The organism is Nocardioides sp. WJ219, from assembly GCF_058559815.1.
Genome location: NZ_JBZUJV010000001.1, coordinates 1 through 11,823, shown reverse-complemented (window position 1 = coordinate 11,823; position 11,823 = coordinate 1). Strand labels below are relative to the sequence as shown.

Sequence of the window (11,823 nt, the reverse complement as noted above, 5' to 3'; positions counted from 1 at the left end):
ACCGTGACCGACAGCCCCCTCGACTCCCCGGCCGTCTGGCCGGGCCAGCCCTACCCGCTGGGAGCGACCTTCGACGGCACCGGCACCAACTTCGCCCTGTTCAGCGAGGTGGCCGAGCGGGTGGAGCTGTGCCTCTTCGACGGCGAGGGCGGCGAGACCCGCGTCGAGCTGACCGAGGTCGACGCCTACATCTGGCACTGCTACCTCCCCCAGGCGCAGCCCGGGCAGCGCTACGGCTACCGGGTGCATGGCCCGTGGGACCCCGCCCAGGGCCTGCGCTGCAACCCCGCCAAGGTGCTGCTCGACCCCTACGCCAAGGCCACCGCCGGCGACATCGACTGGGACCAGAGCCTGTTCGGCTACACCTTCGGTGACGAGGACTCGCGCAACGACGACGACTCGGCCGCGCACATGACCCACGGCGTGGTGATCAACCCCTTCTTCGACTGGGAGGGCGACCGCCGGCTCAACTACCCCTACAACGAGTCGGTCATCTACGAGGCGCACGTCAAGGGGATGACCCAGCTGCACCCGGAGGTGCCCGAGGCGCTGCGCGGCACGTACGCCGGCCTCGCCCACCCCGCGATCACCGACCACCTGACGCGGCTCGGCATCACCGCCATCGAGCTGATGCCGGTCCACCAGTTCGTCCAGGACAGCACCCTGCTCGACAAGGGGCTGCGCAACTACTGGGGCTACAACACCCTCGGGTTCTTCGCCCCGCACGCCGACTACGCCGCCAACGGCCGCCTCGACGGCCCCGGCCAGCTCGGCCAGCAGGTCCAGGAGTTCAAGGCCATGGTCAAGGCCATGCACGCCGCCGGCATCGAGGTCATCCTCGACGTCGTCTACAACCACACCGCCGAGGGCAACCACCTCGGCCCGATGCTGAGCATGCGCGGCATCGACAACCAGGCGTACTACCGCGTGGTCGAGGACGACGCGAAGTTCTACATGGACTACACCGGCACCGGGAACTCGCTCAACGTCGGACACCCGCACGCCCTGCAGCTGATCATGGACTCGCTGCGCTACTGGGTCACCGAGATGCATGTCGACGGCTTCCGCTTCGACCTCGCCTCCACGCTCGCGCGGGAGTTCTACGAGGTCGACCGCCTCGCGACGTTCTTCGAGCTCGTGCAGCAGGACCCGGTGGTCTCGCAGGTCAAGCTGATCGCCGAGCCCTGGGACATCGGCCCGGGCGGCTACCAGGTCGGCGGCTTCCCGCCGCAGTGGACGGAGTGGAACGGCGCCTACCGCGACGTCGTCCGCGACTTCTGGCGCGGCGAGCCGGCCCTGGGTGAGTTCGCCTCGCGGGTGGCCGGGTCGTCCGACCTGTACGAGCACAGCGGACGGCGTCCGGTGGCGAGCATCAACTTCATCACCGCCCACGACGGGTTCACGATGCGCGACCTCGTGTCCTACAACGAGAAGCACAACGATGCCAACGGCGAGGACAGCCGCGACGGCGAGGACCACAACCGGTCCTACAACCGCGGCGCCGAGGGGCCCACCGACGACCCGGAGATCCTGGCGGCGCGCTCGCGCGCCCAGCGCAACCTGCTCGCGACGCTGCTGCTGAGCCAGGGCGTGCCGATGATCCTGCACGGCGACGAGCTCGGCCGCACCCAGCACGGCAACAACAACACCTACGCCCAGGACTCCGAGATCGCCTGGATGGAGTGGGTCGACGTCGACCAGCCGCTGATGGACTTCACCGCCGCGCTCGTGCGACTGCGGCGCGACCACCCGACGTTCCGGCGCAAGCGGTTCTTCACCGGCCGCACGGTCCGCATCGGCGAGGCCGGGGAGGACCGCCTCAACGACATCGTCTGGCTGCACCTCGACGGCCGGCCGATGGAGGACGGCGACTGGGAGGGCGACACGCAGGCGCTCGGCATGTACCTCAACGGCAACGGCATCGCCGGTCGCGACGCCCGCGGCGAGGACATCACCGACGACCACTTCCTGCTCTACTTCAACGCCGACGGCCCGGCCCAGATCACCCTCCCGCCCGAGGAGTACTCCGCCGCCTGGGACGTCATCATCAACACCGGTGGCGACGCCGACGCGGCGCAGACCTGCGCCGCGGGGTCGACGTTCGCCATCGAGAGCACCAGCGTGCTGGTCCTGCGCGAGCACCGTGAGCCCGAGGCCCAGCCCGACCACTCGGTGGCGGCCTCGGTCGCCGCCCAGACCCGCGTGAGCTGATCGTGACCCCATCCGGCAAGACCCCCGTCCCGACCAACACCTACCGGCTGCAGGTCCGGGAGTCGTTCGACCTCCACGAGGCCGCCCGGCGCCTGCCGTACCTGCGTGACCTCGGTGTCGACTGGGTCTACCTCTCGCCGCTGCTCGAGGCCGAGCCGGGCTCGGACCACGGCTACGACGTCGTCCGCCACGACCGCGTCGACCCCGCGCGCGGCGGGGCCGAGGGCCTCGCTGTCTTCTCGGCCGAGGCCCGCCGCCTCGGGCTCGGCGTGCTCGTCGACATCGTGCCCAACCACGTCGGCATCGCGACCCCCGAGGCCAACCCCTGGTGGTGGGACCTGCTCGCCCACGGCCGCGACTCGGCGCACGCCGACACCTTCGACGTCGACTGGGACGCCGGCGGCGGGCGCGTGCTCGTGCCCGTGGTCGGTGACGACGACGAGTCCGCGATCGTGCACGGTGAGGACGGCGTCCGCTACCACGACCACCGCTTCCCGACCGGCGACGGCTACGAGCTGGTGCCGTGGCGCGCCGCCGACGACCGGCTCAACTGGCGGCGCTTCTTCGCCATCAACACGCTGGCGGGGGTGCGGGTCGAGGACCCGGCGGTCTTCGACGCCACCCACGTCGAGATCGCCCGGTGGTTCGCCGAGGGCCTCGTCGACGGCCTGCGGGTCGACCACCCCGACGGGCTGCGCGACCCCGAGGGCTACCTGCGCGACCTCGCCGACCTCACCGGCGGCGCCTACGTGCTCGTCGAGAAGATCCTCGAGCCCGGTGAGGAGCTCGCCACGACGTGGGCGACCGCCGGCACCACCGGCTACGACGTCCTCGGTCTCGTCGACCGGGTGCTCACCGACCCGGCGGCCGAGCCTGCGCTGCCGGGCGCCTACGGCGGCTACCCCGAGATGGTGCACGACACCAAGCGCGCCGTCGCCGACGGGATCCTCGGCTCGGAGGTGCGCCGCGTCGTCCGCGAGCTGCCGCAGGCCGTGCGCGACCTCGAGGGCCACGACCGGCTGGTCGACGCCGTGGCCGAGGTGGCCGCGTGCTTCCCGGTCTACCGCTCCTACCTGCCCGCGGGACGCGAGCACCTCGAGCACGCCGTGGCGGCCGCCCGGCTCGGCCGGCCGGGACTGGGCAGCACGTTCGACGCCCTCGCGCCGGTGCTGGCCGACCCCCGGGAGCCGGCCGCGCTGCGCTTCCAGCAGACCACCGGTGCCGTGATGGCCAAGGGGGTGGAGGACTGCGCGTTCTACCGCTTCAACCGGCTCACCTCGCTCAACGAGGTGGGCGGGGACCCCGACCACTTCTCGGTGGGCGTCGACGAGTTCCACGCTGCCATGGCCCACCGACAGTCCACGTGGCCGCACGCGATGACCACGCTGACCACCCACGACACCAAGCGCAGCGAGGACGTGCGCGCCCGGATCACCGCGCTGTCGGAGGTGCCGCAGGTCTGGGTCGAGGGCTTCGAGCGCCTGCAGGCGCTCGCACCCGTGCCGTCCACCTCGTTCGCCGCGCTGCTGTGGCAGGCCGTCGTCGGGGCCTGGGACGGCGACGACCCCGCCCTGCGCGACCGGCTGCACGCCTACGCCGAGAAGGCGATGCGCGAGGCCGGCGACCAGACCACCTGGTCGGCGCCCGACGCCGGCTTCGAGGCGGCCGTCCACGCGGCGGTCGACGCCGCCTTCGACGACGCCGAGGCGCACGCCGTGGTGCAGCGGCTGCTCACCGAGGTCTCGGGCCCGGGGCTGACCAACTCGCTGGCGGCCAAGCTGCTCGCGCTGACCGTGCCGGGGGTGCCCGACGTCTACCAGGGCACCGAGCTGGGCGACTACTCGCTCGTCGACCCCGACAACCGGCGCCCGGTCGACTTCGACCTGCGCGCGGCGGTGCTGGCCGGAACGCGCCCGCACCCCGAGCGGCCCAAGCTCGAGGTCACCACCACGGCGCTGCGGTTGCGCCGCGACCGGCCCGAGCTGTTCACGACGTACACGCCGGTGGCGGTGAGCGGTCCGGCCGCCGCCCACGTGCTCGCCTTCGACCGCGGCGGGGCGATCACCGTGGTGACCCGGCTGCCCGTCGGCCTGCAGGCGCGCGGCGGCTGGGACGACACCCACCTCGCGCTGCCCGAGGGCACCTGGCGCGACGCGATCTTCGGGGCGACGACCGACGGCCCGGTCGAGCCCGTGCTCGCCGCCGCCGGCGTCGCGCTCCTGGTGAGGGAGGACTGAGATGACGACGCGTGGACCCTTCGACGTGTGGGCGCCCCGGGCGCGACGGCTCCGGTTGTCGGTGGGCGATGCCACCGTGGCGATGCACCAGACGGACGGCGGGTGGTGGACCCCGTCCGAGCCCACCCCGGACCCGGCGAAGGGAGACGTCGACTACGGCTACCTCATCGACGACACGGACGCGCCCCGACCCGACCCGCGGTCGCGGCGCCAGCCGGCGGGCGTCCACCAGCGCTCGCGAACCCACCGCCCCGAGGACTTCTCGTGGAGCGACGACACCTGGCGCGGTCGCCAGCTGGCCGGCGCGGTGATCTACGAGCTGCACGTCGGGACCTTCACGCCCGAAGGGACCTTCGACTCGGCGCTCGAGCGGCTCGACCACCTGCGCTCGATCGGCGTCGACCTCGTCGAGCTGATGCCGGTGAACGCCGTCAACGGCACCCACAACTGGGGCTACGACGGCGTCCTGTGGTCCGCCGTGCACGAGCCGTACGGCGGGCCCGCCGGCTACCAGCGCTTCGTCGACGGCTGCCACGCGGCCGGCCTCGGCGTCATCCAGGACGTCGTCCACAACCACCTCGGACCCTCGGGCAACTACCTGCCGGAGCTCGGGCCCTACCTCAAGCAGGGTCGCAACACCTGGGGCGACCTGGTCAACCTCGACGGCGAGGGCTCGGCCGAGGTCCGGCGCCTGATCCTCGACAACGTGCGGATGTGGTTCACCGACTACCACGTCGACGGGCTGCGGCTCGACGCCGTGCACGCGCTGCAGGACGAGTCGGCGACCCACCTGCTGGAGGAGATGGCGATCGAGGTCGCCGCGCTCTCGGCCCACCTCGGCCGGCCGCTGACGCTGATCGCCGAGTCCGACCTCAACGACCCCCGGCTGGTCACCCCCCGCGAAGCCGGTGGGTTCGGGCTCGACGCGCAGTGGAGCGACGACTACCACCACGCCGTCCACGTCGCGCTGACCCGCGAGACCGCCGGCTACTACGCCGACTTCGAGCCGCTGGGCGCGCTGGCCAAGGTGGCCGAGCGCGGGTTCTTCCACGACGGCACGTTCAGCTCGTTCCGGGGGCGCGACCACGGCGTCCCGATCGACACCGCGACGATGCCGACCTGGCGGCTGGTGGTCTGCAGCCAGAACCACGACCAGATCGGCAACCGCGCCGTCGGTGACCGGATCACCGAGGTCCTCGACGACGACCAGCTGGCCTGCGCCGCGCTGCTCACGCTCACCGGCCCGTTCACGCCGATGCTGTTCCAGGGCGAGGAGTGGGGCGCGGCCACGCCGTTCCAGTTCTTCACCTCCCACCCCGAGCCCGAGCTCGGCAGGGCCACGGCGGAGGGCCGGATCGCGGAGTTCGCCGCGATGGGGTGGGACCCGTCGGTGGTGCCCGACCCGCAGGACCCCGCGACGTACGAGCGCTCGAAGCTCGACTGGTCCGAGACCGAGGGACCGCGCGGCGCGCGGCTGCTGCAGGTCTACCGCGACCTGGCGCGGCTGCGGCGCGCGCTGCCCGAGCTCACCGACCCGGCCTTCGCGAGCACCTCGTGCCGCGTCGACGAGGCCGCCCGCCTGTTCTCGATGCGCCGCGGCGCGGTCGAGGTCCTGCTCAACCTGGGCGACCAGGAGGCCGCCGTCGACGTCGGGGACGCCGAGGTGCTCTTCGCCACGCCGTCGGGTGTCGAGGTCACCGGCGGCAGCGCCCGCCTGCCGGCCCACGCGGGGGCGCTCGTCCGCCACCGGTGAGCGAGCACCCGGGTCGCTGATGCGGTGCCCGCCACGTCCGTTACGTATCCTGACGGCCCCGAGAACGGACAGGATGTGGCGCGGCGTGCGAGCGAAGCTCATGGCTGCGGTGCTCGCCGTGGTGCTCCTGGCGACCGGCGCGTGCCAGCCCGACGACGACGGACCCGACCCCGAGTCGTCGACGAAGAGCGCCCGGGGGCCACTGCCCGCCGTCGACCTCAACGTGGTGGTGGTCGTCGTCGACGACGCCTCCGACATCAAGTGCTCCCAGGTCCAGCGCTACCTCCCGAAGACCGCCCGGCTGCTGCGCGACCAGGGCACCTGCTTCGAGCACGCGACCGTGACCAGCCCGGCCTGCTGCCCGTCCCGGGCGGTGCTGCAGACCGGCCAGATGGGCCACAACAGCGGGGTCACGCGGCAGATCGACGCCTCGAAGCTGCGCGTCGAGGACACCGTCCAGGACGACCTCACCGACGCCGGCTACGAGACCTACGGCACCGGCAAGTTCTTCAACGGCGTCAGCCCGTGGCTCTTCGAGTCCGGTGAGCGCTCCAGCGGCTTCCTGAGCTCCGACTTCTGGGCGGGGTCGCAGTACTACGACTACGACCTGTGGGACGACGAGGCCGGCGAGCCGCGGGTCTCGGCCCCGGGCGTGCACGCCACCACCCAGACCGGGGAGTTCCTGCGCGAGTTCATCCGCGGGCAGGCCGGTTCGGAGCGCCCGTTCTACGCCTACGCCGCGTTCAAGGCCCCGCACACCGACAACTCCGCGCCCAACGAGGCGCTGCGCCTCCCGGTGCCGACCCCGGCCAACCGCGACCGCCCGGTCCCGCCGTTCCGCTGGAACCCCGAGGTCGACCGGCGCGACAAGATGCCGATCTTCCGGCACCAGCTGGCACCGCGCCGCTACTTCGAGCGGTTCCACGAGGCGCGCACCCGCTCGATGTACGACGTCGACGACGAGATGGGCAAGACGTTCGACCTGCTGCGCAGCGAGGGCATCCTCGACGAGACGGCCGTGGTCTTCACCAGCGACAACGGCTACCACCTCGGCGAGAACGGCTGGGAGACCAAGGGCGACCCCTACCAGGCGTCGATGGACGTCCCCCTGCTCGCCTGGCTGCCGTCGGCGTTCGCCGCAGGCGAGGTCGACAAGCGCCCGGTCGGGCTGATCGACCTCGCACCGACCATCTACGACCTGCTCGACGTCACCCCCGAGCACGTCCACGACGGGCGCTCGCTGCTCGACGGGACCGAGCGCCGGGGCACCTACCACGAGCTGCAGAACGAGAAGTCCCGCGTGCTGTTCAAGGAGGCCGGCTACGCACCCGGCCGGGTGCCGACGTGGGCGATGTACCGCTCGGGGACCCGCTCCTACATCGAGTTCTACGACAACCGCGGGCGGCTGCTGCGCTCGGAGTTCTACACCGACCCGCAGTTCAAGAGGAACCTGCTGTGGCCCGGCTACCGGGCCCAGCGCCCCTCGGCCAGGGTGCTCGCCGGCTTCCGCGCGAAGCTGCGCGCGGGCCGCACCTGCGCGGGCGTGGCAGGCACCAGCGCCGCCAACCCCTGCCCGTAGCTCGCTGGTGACCCCGTCGGTCAGGCCGGCTCGGTGGAGGGACCCTCGCGCTCGGCCTCCCGGCGACGGCGCTCCTGCTCGTGCCGGCGCCGCTGCTCCTCGGCCCGCTCGCGCACCTGGCGCAGGAAGGCCTCGTCCTGCTCGGGGTCGACGGCGGCGGACCGGCCGGGCCGGTCGTACTCGGGGAACTGCGGCGCCGGCCGCTCGTGTGCCGACGTACGACGCGGGCCGCGGCTGGGGCGGCCGGCGGCCAGCCAGGCCACGGACCCCACGAACGGGAACAGCAGCACCAGCACGAGCCACCAGAGCTTCGGCAGGTGGCGGACGTCGCCGTCGGACGTCGAGATGACGTCGACCAGCGAGTAGACCCACAGGCAGAAGACGACCACGCCGAAGAACAGCTGCAGCTTGAGCACGCGCACAGTCTGGAGGCGCGCGCGACCCGTCGTCCAGGAAACCGGAAGAACGGCGACCGGGCCCGTGGGAGGACGAGCCCGGCCGCCGGGTCACACCCCGGCTGGCGCCGGGGCGGTGTCCGGCTCTCCGGTCGTGGCAACGACCGGGCCGGTGGGCTCGTCGCCGCCCTCGCGGAAGCCGTGGCGCTCCCACCAGCGGGCCAGCGGGCCGGGCGCCCACCAGTTCCAGCCGCCGAGGAGCTTCATGGTGGCGGGCACCAGGAGCGCCCGGACGATGGTGGCGTCGATCAGCAGCGCGACGAGCATCCCGATGCCGAGCATCTTCATGAACACGATGCCGCTGGTGCCGAAGGCGCCGATCACCACGCCGAGCAGGAGGGCGGCACTGGTGATGATGCGGCCGGTCTTCTGCAGCCCGGTCGCCACCGCGAGGTCGTTGTCGGGCTTGCCGGCCGCGACCGAGCGGTCCCACTGCTCCCGGACCCGTGACAGCAGGAACACCTCGTAGTCCATGGACAACCCGAACAGGATGGCCAGCATCAGGATCGGGTTGGTGGCGTCGAGGAACCCCTGCGACTCGAACCCGAGGAACCCGGCGAGGTGACCGTCGCTGAAGATCCAGGTCACCACGCCGAACGACGCGGTGATCGAGAACAGGTTCATCACCACCGCCTTGACCGGCAGCACGACCGAGCCGAAGGCGACGAAGAGCAGCACCAGCATCACGACCACGACGATCAGGCCCATCCACGGCAGGTGGGCGCCGACGGAGCCGACGAGGTCGACCGTCTCCGCACTCAGCCCGCCGACCAGGGCGTCGCCAGCGCCGGGGTCGACGTCGCGCAGGTCGGCGACGATCGCCTGCGACCGCTCGGTCTGGCTGTTGCCCGCCCAGCTGGCCCGCAGCAGGGTCACGTCGCCCTGGCGGCCCAGCTCGACGACGCCGGTGATCCCCTCGACGTCGGTGACCGCGCTGCGGTAGGCCGCGACCTCCTCGGCCCCGGCACCGTCGAGCAGCAGGCTGGCCGTCGACGTCTCGGGACCGAACTCCTCGACGAGCACGTCGGCCGCCTGGTGCGCGGGCGCGTCCTCGGGCAGCACGCGGTGGTCGACCGAGCCCCACTTGACGCCCAGGAACGGCGAGGCCACGGCGAGCAGGACCACGACCGTCGCGGCCACGACCAGCACCGGCCGCCGCATCACCGCCCGGGCGAGCGCGGCCCACCGGCCGTGGGCGTCCTCGACGCCGACCGAGCGGCCCCGCCGCCAGGGCAGCCGGCCGGCGTCGACCCGCCGGCCGAGCAGCACCAGGGCCGCCGGCAGGACGGTGAGCGCGGCCAGCATGGCGATCAGCACGGCGGCGACGCCGCCGTAGCCCATGCTGCGCAGGAACGCCTGCGGGAAGACGAGCAGGCTCGCCATCGCCGCGGCGACCGTGAGCCCGGAGAACATCACCGTGCGCCCGGCGGTCGCCATGGTGCGGCGGATGGCGACCCGGGGCGCTGCCGGGTCGTCGGCGGGCAGCGCCGCGAGCTCCTCGCGGAAGCGGCTGATCACGAACAGCGCGTAGTCGATGGCCAGGCCGATGCCGATCAGCGAGACCACGTTGACGGCGAAGACGGACACCTCGGTGAACAGCGTGAGCACCCGCACGACCGCCAGCGCGCCGACCATGGCCACCAGTCCGACGAGCACGGGCATCGAGGCCGCGACCAGGCTGCCGAAGATGAGCAGCGCCAGGAGCAGGACGACGGGCATCGAGATCAGCTCGGCCCGCTCGAGGTCCTCGGAGGTGATCTCGTTGACGTCGTGGTAGACCGCGAACGACCCGGCGAGGTCGGTGTCGAGCCCCGCGCCCGGCTCCTCGAGCACCGGCGCGACCACGTCGTAGCTCTCCAGGTAGTCGTCCTGGCTGTCGCCGGCCAGGGAGACCAGCACCTGCGCCGACCGCCCGTCGTCGCTGACCATGCCCTCGGCCTGGGCGCGCTCGGCGGCGTAGTAGGGCACCACCGAGGCGACCGCGTCGTCGGGCAGCGCGTCGACGACGTCCTCGACGGCCTGCCGGAACTCGCCGTCGTCGGCCGCCAGCTCGTCGCTGGAGTAGATCGCCACCACGTCGACGGTCCGGTTGCCGAAGACCTCCCGCTCCAGGCGCAGCTCGCGTGCGGCCTCGGAGCCGGGGTCGTCGAACCCGCCCTGGCTCAGGGCGCCGAAGACGCCGAGGCCGTAGGCGGCGGCACCCACGGTGACCAGCAGCCCCAGCACCAGCACCCGGCCCGCGCGACGCGCGACGTAGGCGCTCCACCGCTCGATCATGCGGCCTCCCGCGATCGTCCGTCAGGAAAGTAAACGCTGTAAACCGGCGGTCTCTAGGTCCCAGTGCAACACCTTGATCTGGGGGTGTTGAGGGTGCCGCATGGTGTGGCTGTTGGGGGCGTGGTCCGCGAGGCGTTCTGGGGGTTGCTCAGGGCGGGTGTTCATCCCGATGCCGCGGCGTTGGAGGTGGGTGTGTCGGTGTGGGCTGGGCGTAAGTGGCTGGCTGATGGTGGCGGGGTGATTCCTCCACCTTCACGGGCCGGGCAGCCCGGGCGCCGCTATCACCGTCTGAGCGCGGAGCAGCGCGAGACGATCGGATTGATGTCGGCTGCTGGCCGCGGGGACGCCGAGATCGCGGTGGCCGTGGGCTGTGACCGGTCCACGGTGTGGCGTGAGCGGCGCCGCAACGCCAACGCCGGCGGGGACTATCGTCCCTCCACGGCACAGCGCAAGGCTGAGGCCCGGGCGTCGACCACGCACCGCACGACCTCAAAGCTAGCCACGCCGGGGCCGTTACGTGACTACGTCATCGCCGGGCTGCAGGCGTTGTGGTCACCACAAGAGGTCGCGGCAAGGATCAAGATGGACCACCCCGAAGACCCCGCGATGAGGGTTTGTGCCGAGACGATCTACCAGTCGCTGTTCGTCCAGGCCCGCGGCGGCCTCAAACGCGAGCTGACCGTCCACCTGCGCACCCAACGCCAGCGCCGCACGCCCCGGGCCAGGTCCAGCCACGACGAACGGCGCGGGAAGCTGGTCGAGACGATCCCCATCAGCCAACGCCCCGCCGAGGCCATCGACCGAGCCGTCCCGGGCCACTGGGAGGGCGACCTCATCGTGGGTCGCGACAACGGCTCGGCCATCGGGACCCTGGTCGAGCGCGCCAGCCGCTACGTGCTGCTGATCCACCTGCCCGGACGCCGGACCGCCCAGGCGTTCTACGACGCGATCGTGCCGACCATCAACACCCTGCCCACCGAGCTGAAGCGATCCCTGACCTGGGACAACGGCAAAGAGATGGCCATGCACCGCCAGATCACCCTGGCCACCGACATGGCCGTCTACTTCGCCGACCCCCACTCACCGTGGCAACGCGGCTCGAACGAGAACACCAACGGCCTGCTGCGTCAGTACTTCCCCAAAGGAATCAGCCTGCGCCAGTTCGACCCCGACCACCTCGCCACCGTCGCCCGCCAACTCAACGGCAGACCCCGCCAGACCCTGGACTGGCGAACCCCAGCCGAGACCCTCAATGACATGCTCGGCCGACCGTTCGAACCACCGGTGTTGCGTTAGGACCTAGAGACCGCC

General features: G+C 72.1%; 7 protein-coding genes. 5 read left to right on the top strand and 2 right to left on the bottom strand.

All coding sequences use genetic code 11. From position 1 onward, the window contains the following. Positions 1 to 3: 3 nt before the first annotated feature. From glgX to AC4MBH_RS00020, 4 genes are all read left to right on the top strand, one after another. The gene (glgX, locus tag AC4MBH_RS00035) at positions 4 to 2,211 is read left to right on the top strand and encodes a glycogen debranching protein GlgX (RefSeq protein ID WP_491792277.1); all 2,208 of its coding nucleotides are present in this window, start codon (positions 4 to 6) and stop codon (positions 2,209 to 2,211) included. A gap of 2 nt (positions 2,212 to 2,213) precedes the next feature. After that, the gene (treY, locus tag AC4MBH_RS00030) at positions 2,214 to 4,448 is read left to right on the top strand and encodes a malto-oligosyltrehalose synthase (RefSeq protein WP_491792276.1); all 2,235 of its coding nucleotides are present in this window, start codon (positions 2,214 to 2,216) and stop codon (positions 4,446 to 4,448) included. Position 4,449: 1 nt separating this feature from the next. Next, positions 4,450 to 6,201 carry a malto-oligosyltrehalose trehalohydrolase gene (gene treZ / locus AC4MBH_RS00025; RefSeq protein ID WP_491792275.1) on the top strand — a complete coding sequence of 584 codons (1,752 nt, stop codon included), beginning with the start codon at positions 4,450 to 4,452 and terminating at the stop codon, positions 6,199 to 6,201. Positions 6,202 to 6,286: 85 nt separating this feature from the next. Then, positions 6,287 to 7,780: a sulfatase-like hydrolase/transferase gene (locus AC4MBH_RS00020; protein ID WP_491792274.1), complete on the top strand. Its 1,494-nt coding sequence runs from the start codon at positions 6,287 to 6,289 to the stop codon at positions 7,778 to 7,780. A gap of 20 nt (positions 7,781 to 7,800) precedes the next feature. Here the strand turns inward: AC4MBH_RS00020 and AC4MBH_RS00015 are convergent, their stop codons facing one another. Then, positions 7,801 to 8,196 (bottom strand): PLDc N-terminal domain-containing protein, encoded by a 396-nt coding sequence (locus AC4MBH_RS00015; RefSeq protein ID WP_491792273.1) that lies wholly within the window; start codon positions 8,194 to 8,196, stop codon positions 7,801 to 7,803. Between the two features lie 90 nt (positions 8,197 to 8,286). Continuing rightward, positions 8,287 to 10,512 carry an MMPL family transporter gene (locus AC4MBH_RS00010; protein WP_491792272.1) on the bottom strand — a complete coding sequence of 742 codons (2,226 nt, stop codon included), beginning with the start codon at positions 10,510 to 10,512 and terminating at the stop codon, positions 8,287 to 8,289. A 93-nt stretch (positions 10,513 to 10,605) separates the two neighbouring features. Between AC4MBH_RS00010 and AC4MBH_RS00005 the strand changes: the two genes are divergently transcribed. Beyond that, the gene (locus AC4MBH_RS00005) at positions 10,606 to 11,808 is read left to right on the top strand and encodes an IS30 family transposase (RefSeq protein WP_491793048.1); all 1,203 of its coding nucleotides are present in this window, start codon (positions 10,606 to 10,608) and stop codon (positions 11,806 to 11,808) included. Positions 11,809 to 11,823 lie beyond the last annotated feature (15 nt).